We start from the raw sequence: 15,029 nt of genomic DNA on the forward strand, positions 1-15,029 counted from the left end.
TTCCGCGTCTCGATCGTGCCGGGCGTCAGCGCGCCGCGAGCTCCTCGGCCACGAGGAACGCGAGCTCGAGCGACTGCATGTGGTTCAGCCGCGGGTCGCAGAGCGACTCGTACCGGGTGGCCAACGTCTCCTCGTCGATGTGCTCGGAACCGCCGAGGCACTCGGTGACGTCGTCGCCCGTGAGCTCCACGTGGATGCCGCCCGGGTGCGTGCCCGCGTCGCGGTGGGCCTCGAAGAAGCCCTTGACCTCGTCGACGACATCGTCGAAGCGACGCGTCTTGTAGCCGTTTGGGGTCGTGATGCCGTTGCCGTGCATGGGGTCGGTGACCCACAGCGGGTTGGCGTCGCTCGCCTTGATCGCCTCGAGCAGGGGCGGCAGCGCATCGCGGATCTTGCCGGCGCCCATGCGGGTGATGAAGGTGAGTCGACCCGGCTCGCGCTGCGGGTCGAGCTTCTCGACGAGTTCGAGCATCGTCTCGGGCGTCGTCGTCGGGCCGAGCTTCACGCCGATCGGGTTGCGCACACGCGAGAGGAAGTCGACGTGCGCGCCGTCGAGCTCACGGGTGCGCTCGCCGATCCAGATGAAGTGGCTCGAGGTGTCGTACGGGGTGCCCGTGCGCGAGTCGATGCGGGTCATGGGGCGCTCGTAGTCCATGAGCAGGCCCTCGTGACCGGTGTAGAACTCGGTGTGCTTGATCGCCTCGAAGTCGGCGCCGCAGGCCTCCATGAACTTGATCGCGCGGTCGATCTCGCGCGCCATGTTCTCGTAGCGGGCGTTCGCGGGGTTCGCCGCGAATCCCTGGTTCCACGAGTGCACCTGACGGAGGTCGGCGAACCCGCCCTGCGTGAAGGCGCGGATGAGGTTCAGCGTCGACGCCGCCGTGTGGTAGCCCTTGATGAGGCGCGCGGGGTCGGCCGCACGCGACTCGGGGGTGAAGTCGTAGCCGTTCACGATGTCGCCGCGGTACGCGGGCAGCGTGACGTCGCCGCGGGTCTCGGTGTCGCTCGAACGGGGCTTGGCGAACTGGCCCGCCATGCGGCCCATCTTCACGACCGGCATCGACGCGCCGTACGTGAGCACGACCGCCATCTGCAGCACCGTCTTCACCCGGTTGCGGATCTGGTCGGCCGTGGCACCCGCGAACGTCTCGGCGCAGTCGCCGCCCTGCAGCAGGAACGCCTCGCCGCGCGACGCGGCGGCCAGACGGTCGCGCAGGATGTCGACCTCGCCGGCGAAGACGAGCGGCGGCAGGGTCGCGAGCTCAGCGGATGCCGCGTGCGCGGCCTCGACGTCGGGCCACGTCGGCTGCTGCTTGATGGGGAGCGTGCGCCAATAGTCGAGGCCGGCAATCACGGAGGGATCTGCATTCACGACCGGCTCGACGAGCTGTACCACGGGGAACGTCCTGAGGGTTCGGGGCGCACTTGGCGCCGAAAAGAGAAACGGCGACGCACGTCGCGTCCCCGCGGAACGAGCCTATCGCGATTGCGCGGCCCGCTTCTCCTTCACCGAACTGGCGTACACATCGACGTACTCCTGGCCGCTCAGACCGCGCAGGTCGTAGACGAGTTCGTCCGTCACGGAACGCAACACGAACCGGTCGCCCTCGAGCCCCTCGAACCGGCTGAAGTCCACCGGCTCGCCGAGGACGATGCCGATGCGCCGCACCTTGGGCAGTCGCGAGCCGATCGGCATGACGTGCTCGGTGCCGATCATCGCGACGGGGATCACCGGAACGCCCGCTTCGAGCACCATGCGCGCGACGCCCGTGCGCCCGCGGTAGAGCTTGCCGTCGGGGCTGCGAGTGCCCTCGGGGTAGATGCCGAGGATCTTGCCCTCGCCGAGCACCCGGAGACCGGTCTCGAGCGACGCCTCGGAGGCCTTGCCGCCCGAACGGTCGATCGGCAGCTGGCCGGCCGCCTGGAAGAAGACCTTCGTCGCCCAGCCCTTGAGGCCCTTGCCCGTGAAGTACTCGCTCTTGGCGAGGAAGACGACCGGGCGGTCGACGATGAGCGGCAGGAAGATCGAGTCGATGAACGACAGGTGGTTCGAGGCGAGCACGACCGCGCCCTCTTTCGGCACGTTCTCGAGGCCGACGACCCACGGCCGGAAGATCGAGAGGAGGATCGGACCGATCACGAGGTTCTTCATGATCCAGTAGAACAACGGAACCCCCCTTCCCTCTTCAGCACCGACTCAGCCTAGCGTCGCGGGACTCAGGCGTGCTCGGCGACCCACACGCGGGCGAGGTCGGCAGCGCCGACCACACCGGCGTCATTGACGAGTTCGGCGATCACGAAGTCGGGCTCGGGGTGATAGCCGCGAGCCGGCAGGTGGTCGAGGTACGCGGCACGGATCGGTTCGAGCAGGAGCTCGCCCGCCACGGCCACGCCGCCGCCGAAGACGAAGCGCTGCGGATCGAGCACGGCCGAGAGGCTCGCCGCAGCCTGGCCCAGCCAGTGCCCGAGCTGCCGCACGGCCGCGATGGCGCCCGCGTCGCCCGCGGCGATCAACTCGCCGACGAGCCGGCCGTCGAGCTCGCCGTGCTCGGATCGCACGCGCGCGAGGCCCTGCCCGATGCCGCCGGCATCGGCGATCTCGTTCGCCATGCGCAGCAGCGCACGGCCGGAACCGTACTGCTCGATGCATCCGCGCTGCCCGCACCCGCACGCGAGGCCGTCGGGAACGACGCGCAGGTGGCCGAGCTCGGCGCCCGCGCCGAAGCCGCCGCGGAAGAGGCGGTCGCCCGCGACGATCGCGCCGCCGACGCCGGTGCCGATGGTGAGCATGACCATGTCGCTCACGAGACGTCCGGCGCCGAAGCGGAACTCCGCCCAGCCTGCAGCGTTGGCGTCGTTGTCGACGACTACGGCGGTGCCGACCCTGGCCTCGAGCTTCTCGCGGAACGGTTCGTTGCGCCAGTCGATGTTGGGTGCGTAGTAGACCGTTGACTGCGCCGCATCGACGAAGCCTGCCGCGGCGACGCCGATCGCGACGATCTCCTCTTCTGCGCGAGCGCGGAGGGACTCGATCATCTGCACGACCGCGTCCTCGAGGAGCGCCGAATCACCGGCGGGCGTCGGGACGCGGTCGCTGGCGACGATGTTGCCGAGCTGGTCGACGATCGCGCCCGCGATCTTCGTTCCACCGATGTCGATACCGATCGCATGCACCGGAAGGCTGCCTTTCAGAAGGGGGACGAAGCGTGATGGAGCTGAGACCTGGGACGGCCGCGAGCAACGACTAGAGTGTAATCGACCCCAATGCCGAGGTTCGCGCTGGTGCCCGAGCCGCGTGCAACCCTCCCGGTGCCGAAGGAGCTACCGTGATCGAATTCGCTACCCCACCAGTGGTCGCTGCCGACCCTGAAGCGAACACCACAGATCTGCTCGTCGATCGCGTCGCCGCGACGCCCGACTCCGTGCTGTTCTCACTCCCCACCGCCGACGGCGGCTGGTCGCCGGTGACGACGAAGGAGTTCTACGACCAGGTGATCGCCCTCGCAAAGGGCCTCGTCGCCGCCGGCATCCAGCCGGGCGACAAGATCGGCCTGATGTGCAAGACCCGGTACGAGTGGACCCTGATCGACTTCGCGACCTGGTTCGCGGGCGCCGTGCTGGTGCCGATCTACGAGACGAGCTCGCCCTCGCAGGTGCGCTGGAACCTCAGCGACTCGGGTTCGATCGCGGTCATCGTCGAGACCCCCGACCACTTCGCCCGGTTCGACGAGGTGCACCCCGACCTTCCCGCGATCCGCAACGTCTGGCAGATCGACCTCGGCGACCTCGACAAGCTCGCCGCCGGCGGCACCGACGTGGCCGATGAAGAGATCGAGCGACGCCGCAACCTCGCCGTCGGCTCAGACATCGCGACGCTCATCTACACGTCGGGCTCGACCGGCAAGCCCAAGGGCTGCGTGCTCACGCACTCGAACTTCGTCGAGCTCTCCCGCAATGCCGCGGTCGCGCTCGACGAGGTCGTGCTCGACCCCAACGGCGCGTCGACCCTCCTCTTCATCACCACGGCCCACGTGTTCGCGCGATTCATCGCGGTGCTCTCCGTGCACGCCGGAGTGCGGGTGGGCCACCAGGCGGACACGAAGCAACTGCTGCCCTCGCTCGCGAGCTTCAAGCCGACCTTCCTCCTCGCCGTGCCCCGCGTGTTCGAGAAGGTCTACAACGCGTCCGAGCAGAAGGCCGAAGCCGGCGGCAAGGGCAAGATCTTCCGCGCGGCCGCCGAGACCGCCGTCGCCTACTCCATGGCGAAGGAGGCCGGCTCGGTCCCCCTCGGCCTCAAGCTCAAGTTCAAGGTGCTCGACACGCTCGTGCTGTCGAAGCTCCGCGCTGCGATGGGCGGCAACGTCAAGTACGCCGTGTCGGGCTCCGCTCCGCTCGGTCCGCGACTCGGCCACTTCTACCACGCGCTCGGCATCACGATCCTCGAAGGCTACGGCCTCACCGAGTCGACCGCGCCCGCCACGGTGAACCTGGCGAACAAGTCGAAGATCGGCACCGTCGGGCCCACGCTTCCCGGCGTCTCGGTCCGACTCGCCGACGACGGCGAGGTGCAGATCAAGGGCATCGACATCTTCAAGGAGTACTGGAAGAACCCCGAGGCCACGGCAGAGGCGTTCGACGGCGAATGGTTCAAGACGGGTGACATCGGCTCCTTCGACGCCGACGGGTTCCTGACCATCACGGGCCGCAAGAAGGAGATCATCGTCACCGCCGGTGGAAAGAACGTCTCCCCCGCCGCCCTCGAAGACCCCATTCGCGCGAACCCGCTCGTCGGTCAGGTCGTCGTCGTCGGCGACAAGAAGCCGTTCATCTCGGCGCTCGTCACGCTCGACCCCGAGATGCTCCCGGTGTGGCTCAACAACAACGGCGAAGACGCCGGCATGACGATCGAGGAGGCCACCGTCAACCCGGCGGTGCTCGCCGAGGTGCAGCGTGCCATCGACGCCGCCAACGAGACGGTCTCGCGTGCGGAGTCGATCCGCAAGTTCACCATCCTCTCGACCGAGCTCACCGAGGCCAGCGGCCACCTGACGCCGAAGCTCAGCATCAAGCGCAACATCATCCTCGAGGACTTCAGCCCGAACATCGAGGCGATGTACTCCGGCGCCCCGGCGACCGAGGGCCACTCGATCGTGCACTGAGCCGTTCGCACATGAACGAAGGCCCCGCGGATTCCGCGGGGCCTTTCGTCATGCGGTCGGGACTCAGAACCAGTCCGACTCGCGCACCTCTTTCATCGCGAGGCGGCGTTCCGCCTTCTCGAGTCGGTCGAGGTAGAGGAGTCCGTCGAGGTGGTCGGTCTCGTGCTGCAGCGCCTGCGCCATGAGACCGGTGCCCGACAGCTCGATCTCGTTGCCGTCGAGGTCGATGCCCCGCACTCGAGCGAACGGATGCCGCGGCGTCTTGTGCCAGAGGCCCGGCACCGAGAGGCATCCCTCGTCGATGAGTTCCTGCTCGCCTGAGACCTCGAGCTCGGGGTTCAGGATGTACCCGACCTCGCCGTCGACGTTGTAGCTGAACGCGCGCAGGTTCACGCCGATCTGGGACGCCGCGACGCCGGCACGACCGGGCAGCCTGACGCTGTCGAGCAGATCGGCGACGAGCCCGCGCACGCGATCGTCGACCTGTTCGACGGGGGCGGAGACGGTCTTCAAGACGGGGTCGCCGAACAGGCGAATGGGGCGTTCGGGCAAGGGTTCTCCGTTTCAGTGCTCGCGCTCGGCGGGCATGCCTTCCACCACGAGCGCGGCGAGCTCTCGAGCCGCGTGCTGGGTGACGGGTCGCAGCTCGTGCCAGTTCACGACGGAACCTGCGGCGAGCTGGGGGTCGTAGGGAATGCGAACGATCTCGCGCACCCTCGATTGGAAGTGCGCTTCGATCTCGTCGACCTTCACGAGGTGCGTGCCCTGCGTGGCCAGGTTGATCGCGACGACCGCGTTGCGCACGAGCTCGCCGTAGCCGTTGGCCTCGAGCCACGTCAGCGTCTCGGACGCCAGGCGCGCCTCGTCGACACTGCCGCCCGACACGATCACGACGGAGTCGGCGCGCTGCAGCGTCGCCCGCATGACCGAGTGCACGATGCCCGTGCCGCAGTCGGTAAGCACGATCGAGTAGTACCGCGCCGCGAGGCCGGCGACGACGTTGTAGTCGTTGTCGTCGAACGCCTCGGAGAGGGTCGGATCGGTGTCGGACGCGAGGATGTCGAGTCGCGTCTCATCGCGCGAGACGAAGCGCGAGAAGTCGGTGTAGCCGCCGATCGACGATGCCTTCGCCACGACGTCGCGCACCGTCTCGCGGGTCTGCCGGTCGACGCGCTCGGCGAGGGTGCCGCGGTCGGGGTTGGCGTCGATCGCGATGATGCGGTCGTCGCGGGCATCGGCGAGAGCCATGCCGAGGAGCGCGGTGATCGTCGTCTTGCCGACGCCGCCCTTGCGCGTGAGCACGGGCACGAATCGTGCGCCGCCCTCGAATCGCCGCTGGATGCGCTGGCTCATCGCCTTGTAGGCCTGCACCTTCGGCGAGTCGCCGAGGTTCACGAGGTGCAGTGAGGCCTCGTAGACGAGCCGGTTGAAGCCGCCCTGCGGCGCCGGCCGGGTCGTGCGGTTCAGGTCGATGAGCCGGTCGGCGGTGAGCGAGTCCGCGGTCTCGGGAACCTCGGCCGGCAGCGCAGGGTCGCCGGGGACGTCGACGATGGCGACATGGCTGCCGGTGTCGGTGCTCACGCGCTCGCGCCGGGTCTTCGACGCGTCGGAGGCGAGCAGCGCACTGTAGGGCGACGGCTCACGGCGCGAACCGCCCCGGTAGCCGGCACCGGCCAGAGCCGGGGTGATGACCTCGACCGAGGTCGTGCTGCTGCCGCCGCCGACGAGGCTGCCGGGGTTCACCGCGATGTCGTCGATCGCCACGGCGACCTCGTCGTCGGGCATCTCGTGCACCGGCGCCGGTGGCAGGTCGACCCGAACGCTCGGGTTCGCCGCGGCGTCGTCGGCCGAATGCGCGCCGGGTGCCGTCGATCGGCGCCCGCGGTCGAGTGCGGACGTGCGTGCGCCCGCCCCCAAGCGCGACGCCGCGTCATCATCGAACTTGTCTTCAGTCACCGATACCCCTCCTCATCAGTGCCAACCGCTCCCAGCCTATCGCGGGCGCGCCTTCGAACGCGGGCGCACCCGTTATCGCGGGCGTACCACGACGAGCAGGTCACCCGCCTCGACCTGCTGCGTCTTGGGGATCGCGACGCGCTCGACCACACCGGCGATCGGCGAGGTGATGGCGGCCTCCATCTTCATCGCCTCGATGGAGGCGACGCTCTGGCCTGCGGAGATCTCGGCACCGGCCTCGACCTGGAGGGTCACGACGCCGGAGAACGGCGCCGCGATCTGACCGGGCTGCGAGGCATCCGCCTTCTCGGCCGCGCGGGTCTCGACGACGATCGAGCGATCGCGCACGAAGACCGGACGGAGCTGCCCGTTCAGGATCGTCATGACCGTGCGCATGCCCTTGTCGTCGGCCTCGCCGATCGCCTCGAGGCCGGCGTAGAGCCGCACGCCCGTCGCGATCTCCACGACGTGCTCGGCGCCCTGACGCAGGCCGTACAGGTAGTCGGCGGTGTCGACGACCGAGAGGTCGCCGAACAGCTCGCGGATCTGCTCGTACTGGCGGGTCGGGGCCGGGAAGAGCAACGCGTTCAGCGTCGCCCGCCGGGTCGCGCTGTCGGCCTCGAGGGCCTCGCGCTGCTCGACGGTGAGCTCGGTCACGCCGATGCGGATGTCCTTGCCCGCCAGCACCTTCGTGCGGAACGGCTCGGGCCATCCGCCGGGCAGATCGCCCAGCTCACCGGCCATGAAGCCGATCACCGAGTCGGGCACGTCGTACTTCTCGGGGTTCGCCGCGAAGTCGTCGGGGTCGGCCTTGACGGCGGCGAGGTGCAGGGCGAGGTCGCCGACCACCTTCGACGACGGCGTGACCTTCGGCACCCGGCCGAGGATCCGGTCGGCCGCGGCGTACATGTCCTCGATGAGCTCGAAGTCGTCGGCGAGGCCGAGCGCGATCGCCTGCTGACGGAGGTTCGAGAGCTGACCACCGGGGATCTCGTGGTGGTACACGCGGCCCGTGGGGCCGGGCAGGCCCGACTCGAACGGACGGTACAGGCGGCGCACGGCCTCCCAGTACGGCTCGAGGTCGGTGACCGCGTCGAGCGAGATCCCTGTGTCGCGCTCGGTGTGCGCGAGGGCGGCGACGAGCGACGACGCCGAGGGCTGGCTGGTGGTGCCTGCCATGGGCGCGCTCGCGACGTCGACGGCGTCGACGCCGGCGCGGCTCGCGGCCAGGAGCGTCGCCAGCTGGCCGCCTGCGGTGTCGTGCGTGTGCAGGTGCACGGGAACGTCGAATCGCTCCCGGAGCGCCCCGACGAGCTTCTCAGCGGCCGTAGGACGCAGGAGGCCGGCCATGTCCTTGATGGCGAGCACGTGCGCCCCGGCGTCGACGATCTGCTCGGCGAGCGACAGGTAGTAGTCGAGCGTGTACAGATCTTCGGCCGGATCGAGCAGATCGCCCGTGTAACACAACGCAACCTCGGCCACCGCGTGGCCGGTCGAGAGCACCGAATCGATGGCCGGACGCATCTGCGAGACGTCGTTGAGCGCGTCGAAGATGCGGAAGATGTCGACGCCGGTCGAGGCGGCCTCGCGCACGAACGCGTCGGTCACCTCGGTCGGGTACGGCGTGTAGCCGACCGTGTTGCGTCCGCGGAGCAGCATCTGGATGTTGATGTTCGGCAGGGCCTCACGAAGGGCAGCGAGGCGCTCCCACGGGTCTTCGCCGAGGAAGCGGAGAGCGACGTCGTACGTCGCACCGCCCCACGCCTCGACCGAGAGCAGTTCGGGAGTCATCCGGGCCACGTAGGGCGCGACGGCCACGAGGTCGCGGGTGCGCACGCGGGTCGCGAGCAGCGACTGGTGCGCGTCGCGGAACGTGGTCTCGGTCACGGCGAGCGGCGTCTGCGCACGCAGCGCGGTGGCGAAGCCCTTCGGGCCGAGTTCGAGGAGGCGCTGACGCGAGCCCGCCGGCGCCGGCGACGAGAGGTCGATGGCGGGCAGCTTCTCGGCGGGGCTGACGGTCGTCGGCGCCGGTCCGTTCGGCTGGTTCACCGTGACATCCGCGAGCCAGTTGAGGATCTTGGTGCCGCGGTCCTTCGAGACGCGGCCGCGCAGCAGCTGCGGACGCTCGTCGATGAACGAGGTGCTGAGGTCGCCGGCGACGAACGCGGGGTCTTCGAGCACGGCCTGCAGGAACGGGATGTTCGTCGAGACGCCGCGGATGCGGAACTCGGCGAGGGCGCGCTTCGCGCGGGCGACCGCAGCCGGATAGTCGCGCCCACGGCAGGTGAGCTTGGCGAGCATCGAATCGAAGTGCGGGCTGATCTGGGCGCCCGGGTTGATCGTGCCGCCGTCGAGGCGGATGCCGGCGCCGCCCGGCGAGCGATAGGTGGTGATCTTGCCCGTGTCGGGGCGGAACCCGGCCGTCGGGTCCTCGGTCGTGATGCGGCACTGGAGGGCGGCGCCGCGGAGCCGGATCGAGTCCTGATGCAGGCCGAGGTCGGCGAGCGACTCCCCGGCGGCGATGCGGATCTGGGAGACGACGAGGTCGACGTCGGTGACCTCTTCGGTGACCGTGTGCTCGACCTGGATGCGCGGGTTCATCTCGATGAACACGTGCTCGCCGGCCCGCTCGCCGGCGGTGTCGAGCAGGAACTCGACGGTGCCGGCGTTGACGTAGCCGATCGACTTCGCGAACGCGATCGCGTCGCGGTAGAGCGACTGCCGCACCTCGTCGGAGAGGTTCGGGGCCGGAGCGATCTCGATGACCTTCTGGTGGCGGCGCTGCACCGAGCAGTCGCGCTCGAACAGGTGCACGGTCTCGCCCGAGGCATCCGCCAGCACCTGGACCTCGATGTGGCGGGGCCGCAGCACCGCTTGCTCGAGGAACATGGTCGGGTCGCCGAACGCGCTGTCGGCCTCGCGCATGGCCTCTTCGAGCGCCGCGCGCAGGTCGTCCTTCGTCGCCACGCGGCGCATGCCGCGACCGCCGCCGCCCGCGACGGCCTTGGCGAAGATCGGGAAGCCGACCTCGTCGGCCTGGGCCACGAGCTCGTCGATGTCGCGCGACGGCGGCGTCGACTTCAGCACGGGCACGCCCGCTGCGATCGCGTGCTCCTTCGCCGTGACCTTGTTGCCCGCCATCTCGAGCACGCGCTTGGGCGGGCCGATGAAGGTGATGCCCGCGGCCTCCGCGGCCTGTGCGAGCTCAGGGTTCTCGGAGAGGAATCCGTAGCCCGGGTAGATCGCGTCGGCGCCCGACAGCTTCGCCACGCGGATGATCTCGGTGACATCGAGGTAGGCGCGCACGGGGTGCCCGGGCTCACCGATCTGGTACGCCTCGTCGGCCTTCAGCCGGTGCAGGGAGTTGCGGTCTTCGAACGGATACACCGCGACCGTCTTCGCACCGAGTTCGACGGCGGCTCGGAACGCTCGAATGGCGATCTCGCCGCGATTGGCAACCAGGATCTTCGTGAACATGCAGACCTTTCAGACTGGATTCCCCACAGCGAACGTTTAGGTATCGCCCGAGTAGTAAAGGTAACGTATCTGTTCGTGCACGTACTCAGCGTCAGTTCTCTCAAGGGCGGTGTCGGCAAGACCACCGTCACCCTCGGGCTGGCGTCGGCTGCGTTCGCGCGCGGCGTCCGCACCCTCGTGGTCGATCTCGATCCCCAGTCCGACGTCTCGACCGGCATGGACATCCAGGTCGCCGGCCATCTCAACGTCGCCGACGTGCTCGCCTCCCCCAAGGAGAAGATCGTGCGCTCGGCGATCGCTCCGAGCGGCTGGGCGCGTTCGAACCCGCAGTCGACGATCGATGTCATGATCGGCAGCCCGTCGGCGATCAACTTCGACGGACCGCATCCGTCGATCCGCGACATCTGGAAGCTCGAAGAGGCGCTCGCCAACGTCGAGGCCGACTACGAGCTCGTGCTCATCGACTGCGCGCCGTCGCTGAACGCGCTGACCCGCACGGCATGGGCCGCGAGCGACCGCGTCGCCGTCGTGACCGAGCCGGGGCTGTTCTCCGTCGCGGCGGCCGACCGCGCACTCCGCGCCATCGAGGAGATCCGGCGCGGCCTCTCGCCGCGACTCCAGCCGCTCGGCATCATCGTGAACCGTGCTCGAGTGCAGTCGCTCGAGCACCAGTTCCGCATCAAGGAGCTGCGCGACATGTTCGGCCCGCTCGTGCTCTCCCCGCAACTGCCCGAGCGCACGTCGCTCCAGCAGGCGCAGGGCGCCGCGAAGCCGCTGCACATGTGGCCCGGCGAGAGCGCCGAAGAGATGTCGTCGAACTTCGACCAGCTGCTCGAGCGAGTGCTGCGCACGGCCCGCATCGGCGAGTTCGCCGGCTTGCCGCTCGAGGCTCCGACTCCGACCGCCTGACCGCAGCGGGCGGTCGGCGATCGCAGCCCACGCGCGCGGAGACGGCGCGACGGCAACGACCGAACGATCCGAACCCTCCGAGCCGGACACGAGGGCGGCGCCGGTCGTCCACGCACGACAATGACTGATCCTGCCGACGCGTCAGCCGCGCGGGGCGGGACTCAGGAGATCTTGCGCGAGCGCACGCCGCGGCGCGCGGCGAGTTCGTCCATGGGGTCGGCCGGTTGCGTACCGATCTCGACGAGCGTCGACTCCACCTCGCGAAGCACCTTGCCCACTGCGATGCCGAACACGCCCTGACCTCGGTTGACGAGGTCGATGACCTCGTCGTCGGACGTGCAGAGGTAGACACTCGCGCCGTCGCTCATGAGCGTCGTCTGGGCGAGGTCGTCGATGCCGGCTTCGCGCAACTGGGTCACCGCGGTACGGATCTGCTGCAGGGAGATGCCGGTGTCGAGCAGTCGCTTCACGAGCTTCAAGACGAGGATGTCGCGGAATCCGTAGAGCCGCTGCGAGCCGGAGCCGGCCGCGCTGCGCACGGTGGGCTCGACGAGCTGCGTGCGCGCCCAGTAGTCGAGCTGGCGGTAGCTGATGCCCGCGGCACGCGCCGCGACCGCACCGCGATACCCCGTTGCATCGTCGTGCTCGGGCATGCCATCGGTGAACAGCAACCCGAGATCGTACCGCGAGCGTGGAGTCCGGTCGAGCTCACTCATCCGTTCCGCCCCTCACTCTCGCGTCGGCACCTCGTCGGCGCGAGTCCCACGCTACCGAGGGCGGCAGGCTCTGTCGAACACATCCGGCCGAACGTCACGGCGTGTCGCGAGATCATCGCGTGAGACGGCCGAGCGAGGCCCGAACGACACTCGCATGCACGGCCTCGAGATGCTCCGCGAGCTCGAGGCCGCGCTCCGCGGCTCGAGCCTTGTCGGCGGCATCCGCTCGTCGTGACGGCGCGATCGCCCGCTCCACGAGCGCGGCTTCGCGTTCGGCCGCTGCGCGTACGCCGCGGAGGTGGCGCGGTTCGATGCCCACGGCCCGGAGGGCGACGAGCGAGCGGAGCACCCCGAGCGCCTCGTCGCCGTAGTACTCGGCCGCCGGCAGCAGCGACGCCGACACCGCATCGTCGAGCAGTGCGGCCGTCGCCTTGGCCTCCGCGATGAGTTCATCGCGCCGGAACCTGCGCGCGCCCGCGAGGAACGCGGCAGCGCTGGTGGCGCCGGGCAATGCCGGGGTCTCACCCGCGTCGATCGCCTCGAGGTGCGTGCGGATCACCTTGAGCGGCAGATACTGGTCGCGCTGCATGGAGAGCACGACCGTGATGCGCTCGACATCGGCCGTCGAGAACTTCCGGTAGCCGGCCGCGGTACGGGCGGGGGCGACGAGACGTTGTTCTTCGAGGAACCGCAGCTTCGAAGGCGTGAGCTCGGGGAACTCTGGCTGAAGCCGTGCCAGCACCTGACCGATGCCCAGCAGTGGCGCCTGGCCGCTCGCGCGCGTGGACGCAGCGGGAGCTGCCACTATTCGCTCGCCACCGGAGCCAGGTCGCGCCGCGAGGCGTAGAACGTGAGTCGGAACTTGCCGATCTGCACCTCTGCACCATCGCTCAGGAGCGCCTTCTCGATGCGCACTCCGTCGAAGTAGGTGCCGTTCAGCGAGCTGAGGTCGCGGACCTCGAACGCCGAGCGGTGCCGCACGAACTCCGCATGCTTGCGGGAGACCGTCACGTCGTCGAGGAAGATGTCGGCGTCGGGATGACGACCCACGACGGTCACGTCGGTGTCGAGCAGGAAACGCGCCCCGCTGTTCGGCCCACGACGCACGATGAGCAACGCGGAACCCGATGGCAGAGCGGCGATCGCCTCCTGCTCTTCGGCCGTGACGTCGGCGTCGAGCGCGCTCAGCTGTGCGGCCGCCTCTCGGCTGAAGCCGATGGTCGTATCGGTCGCCCCGTCGACCGCAGCGTGCGTCGACGTGGTCGTCGAAGGCTCGCTCCCGGTCTCGGCACTGCCGGCCTGAGTGTTGTCGCTATCCGCCACATTGACCTCCCTGTTCCAGCGTATCCGATCGAGGCTCGTCTGCCACCCGCGGAATGCGGATGACGCGGGCGGTCTCGATCGCGTAGATGACACCCGCCCACCAGTACAGGAATGCACCCCAGAGGGTGATCGCCCAGCCGATCGGCTGACTGATGGCGGCGACGGCGGGGAATGCGAGTCCGAGCATGATCACCGGCAAGCCGAAGAACAGCGCGAACGTCGCGACCTTGCCGAGCTGATGCACGGGCAGCGGCCCGAATCCGTGGTTGGCGAGCACTACGCCGAGGGCGAGCAGGAAGACGTCACGGGCGACGATGACGATGACGATGAACCAGGGCACGAGTCCCTGGGCTGCGAGGCCCACGAGCGCGGCGAAGATGTACAGCCGGTCGGCGGCGGGATCGAGCAACTGCCCGAGACGGGTCACCTGGCCGAGTCGGCGGGCGAGGTAGCCGTCGAGCAGGTCGGAGAGGCTCGCGACGACGAGCACGACGAGCGAGACCATGTAGTCGCCGCGCACGATGAAGATCAGGAAGACCGGAACGAGTGCCAGCCGGAGCATGCTGAGGATGTTCGGGATCGTCCAGATCTCCGAACCGACCTCCCCCGAGCGTTCCCCAGCCACGTTCCGATCCTATCGATCCGTAGAATGCCGCCATGGGTCCGCTCGTCGTGTGTCTCGTCATCTGCGCCGCGATCACGCTCGCGACGTGGGTCGCCTCGATCGCCACCCGCGAGTACTCGTGGGTCGATCGCATCTGGTCGATCGCACCGATCGTCTACGTGTGGGTGTTCGCCGTCTGGTCGGGGTTCGACGGGCGACTCGTGCTCATGGCGGCGCTCGTCTCGGCATGGGGCATCCGCTTGACCTTCAATTTCGCTCGCAAGGGCGGGTACCGCCCCGGCGGGGAGGACTACCGCTGGGCGGTGCTGCGCGGTCGGATGTCGCGTGCCGGGTTCGCCGCATTCAACCTGCTGTTCATCTCGATCTACCAGAACGCCGTGATCCTGCTGTTCTGCCTCCCGGCTGCCACGGTGTTCGCCGCCGGCGGCGCTCCGCTCGGTGGGGCCGACGTGGTGCTCTCCATCGCGTTCCTCGCCCTCCTCGCCGGGGAGACGGTGGCCGACCAGCAGCAATGGGCGTTCCACCGGTGGAAGGCAGCCGAGCGTGCGGCCGGCCGCACGCCGCAGCCCGGGTTCCTGCAGAGCGGGCTGTTCCGCTTCTCGCGGCACCCCAACTTCTTCTTCGAGCAGGCCCAGTGGTGGGTCTTCTACGGGTTCGCGGTCGCGGCGACCGGCGTCTGGCTGCACTGGTCCGTCGCGGGCGCCGTGCTGCTCACGACGCTCTTCATCGGGTCGACGATCTTCACCGAGTCGATCTCGCGGTCGAAGTACCCCGACTACGACGACTATCGCGCCCGCACCTCGCCGATCGTGCCGTGGCCTCCGCGTCGGCCCGCGTCACCGGCCGACGAGCGCACCGCCTGAC

General features: G+C 69.1%; 13 protein-coding genes. 3 read left to right on the plus strand and 10 right to left on the minus strand.

Annotation, left to right across the window (positions count from 1 at the left end; translation table 11 throughout):
• Positions 1–25: 25 nt before the first annotated feature.
• From BUR99_RS05525 to BUR99_RS05535, 3 genes are all read right to left on the minus strand, one after another.
• Positions 26–1,354 (minus strand): class II 3-deoxy-7-phosphoheptulonate synthase, encoded by a 1,329-nt coding sequence (locus BUR99_RS05525; RefSeq protein ID WP_143231514.1) that lies wholly within the window; start codon positions 1,352–1,354, stop codon positions 26–28.
• A gap of 123 nt (positions 1,355–1,477) precedes the next feature.
• Positions 1,478–2,167 (minus strand): lysophospholipid acyltransferase family protein, encoded by a 690-nt coding sequence (locus BUR99_RS05530; protein ID WP_074259267.1) that lies wholly within the window; start codon positions 2,165–2,167, stop codon positions 1,478–1,480.
• A gap of 50 nt (positions 2,168–2,217) precedes the next feature.
• A complete protein-coding gene (locus tag BUR99_RS05535; protein ID WP_074259268.1) occupies positions 2,218–3,174 on the minus strand; it encodes an ROK family glucokinase in 957 nt (318 codons plus the stop codon).
• Between the two features lie 152 nt (positions 3,175–3,326).
• On the opposite strand from BUR99_RS05535, the gene BUR99_RS05540 reads away from it, so the two are divergent.
• Positions 3,327–5,159: an AMP-dependent synthetase/ligase gene (locus BUR99_RS05540; protein ID WP_074259269.1), complete on the plus strand. Its 1,833-nt coding sequence runs from the start codon at positions 3,327–3,329 to the stop codon at positions 5,157–5,159.
• Positions 5,160–5,222: 63 nt separating this feature from the next.
• Here BUR99_RS05540 and def read toward each other — a convergent pair whose 3' ends face one another.
• The 3 genes from def to BUR99_RS05555 all read right to left on the minus strand — a co-directional run bounded on the left by def (position 5,223) and on the right by BUR99_RS05555 (position 10,592).
• A complete protein-coding gene (gene def / locus BUR99_RS05545) occupies positions 5,223–5,711 on the minus strand; it encodes a peptide deformylase (RefSeq protein ID WP_074259270.1) in 489 nt (162 codons plus the stop codon).
• Positions 5,712–5,723: 12 nt separating this feature from the next.
• Entirely contained in the window at positions 5,724–7,115 is a 1,392-nt protein-coding gene (locus tag BUR99_RS05550; RefSeq protein ID WP_234980740.1) for a MinD/ParA family ATP-binding protein, read from the minus strand.
• Between the two features lie 72 nt (positions 7,116–7,187).
• Positions 7,188–10,592, minus strand: coding sequence for a pyruvate carboxylase (locus BUR99_RS05555; protein WP_074259271.1), 3,405 nt, complete (start codon positions 10,590–10,592; stop codon positions 7,188–7,190).
• 75 nt (positions 10,593–10,667) lie between these two features.
• Between BUR99_RS05555 and BUR99_RS05560 the strand changes: the two genes are divergently transcribed.
• Positions 10,668–11,501 carry a ParA family protein gene (locus BUR99_RS05560; RefSeq protein ID WP_074259272.1) on the plus strand — a complete coding sequence of 278 codons (834 nt, stop codon included), beginning with the start codon at positions 10,668–10,670 and terminating at the stop codon, positions 11,499–11,501.
• A gap of 161 nt (positions 11,502–11,662) precedes the next feature.
• Here the strand turns inward: BUR99_RS05560 and BUR99_RS05565 are convergent, their stop codons facing one another.
• The 4 genes from BUR99_RS05565 to BUR99_RS05580 all read right to left on the minus strand — a co-directional run bounded on the left by BUR99_RS05565 (position 11,663) and on the right by BUR99_RS05580 (position 14,165).
• A complete protein-coding gene (locus BUR99_RS05565; protein WP_074259273.1) occupies positions 11,663–12,217 on the minus strand; it encodes a MerR family transcriptional regulator in 555 nt (184 codons plus the stop codon).
• Between the two features lie 112 nt (positions 12,218–12,329).
• Positions 12,330–13,025, minus strand: a complete 696-nt coding sequence (gene ftsR / locus BUR99_RS05570; protein ID WP_074259274.1) for a transcriptional regulator FtsR — start codon at positions 13,023–13,025, stop codon at positions 12,330–12,332.
• Positions 13,022–13,540 (minus strand): FHA domain-containing protein, encoded by a 519-nt coding sequence (locus BUR99_RS05575; RefSeq protein ID WP_074259275.1) that lies wholly within the window; start codon positions 13,538–13,540, stop codon positions 13,022–13,024. Before BUR99_RS05575 ends, ftsR begins: the two co-directional genes overlap by 4 nt.
• Positions 13,530–14,165, minus strand: coding sequence for a CDP-alcohol phosphatidyltransferase family protein (locus tag BUR99_RS05580; protein WP_074259276.1), 636 nt, complete (start codon positions 14,163–14,165; stop codon positions 13,530–13,532). Before BUR99_RS05580 ends, BUR99_RS05575 begins: the two co-directional genes overlap by 11 nt.
• Positions 14,166–14,197: 32 nt before the next feature.
• Here BUR99_RS05580 and BUR99_RS05585 point away from each other — a divergent pair, with 32 nt between their 5' ends.
• Positions 14,198–15,028 carry a DUF1295 domain-containing protein gene (locus BUR99_RS05585; protein ID WP_074259277.1) on the plus strand — a complete coding sequence of 277 codons (831 nt, stop codon included), beginning with the start codon at positions 14,198–14,200 and terminating at the stop codon, positions 15,026–15,028.
• The last annotated feature ends 1 nt before the right edge of the window (position 15,029 follow it).

It is taken from the genome of Agromyces cerinus subsp. cerinus (genome assembly GCF_900142065.1).
GTDB classification, from domain to species: Bacteria; Actinomycetota; Actinomycetes; order Actinomycetales; family Microbacteriaceae; genus Agromyces; species Agromyces cerinus.

Coding starts and splice junctions, on each gene's coding strand:
- BUR99_RS05555 (WP_074259271.1), bottom strand. CDS start 10,592: ATGTTCACGAAGATCCTGGTTGCCAATCGCGGCGAGATCGCCATTCGA.
- BUR99_RS05565 (WP_074259273.1), bottom strand. CDS start 12,217: ATGAGTGAGCTCGACCGGACTCCACGCTCGCGGTACGATCTCGGGTTG.
- BUR99_RS05585 (WP_074259277.1), top strand. CDS start 14,198: ATGGGTCCGCTCGTCGTGTGTCTCGTCATCTGCGCCGCGATCACGCTC.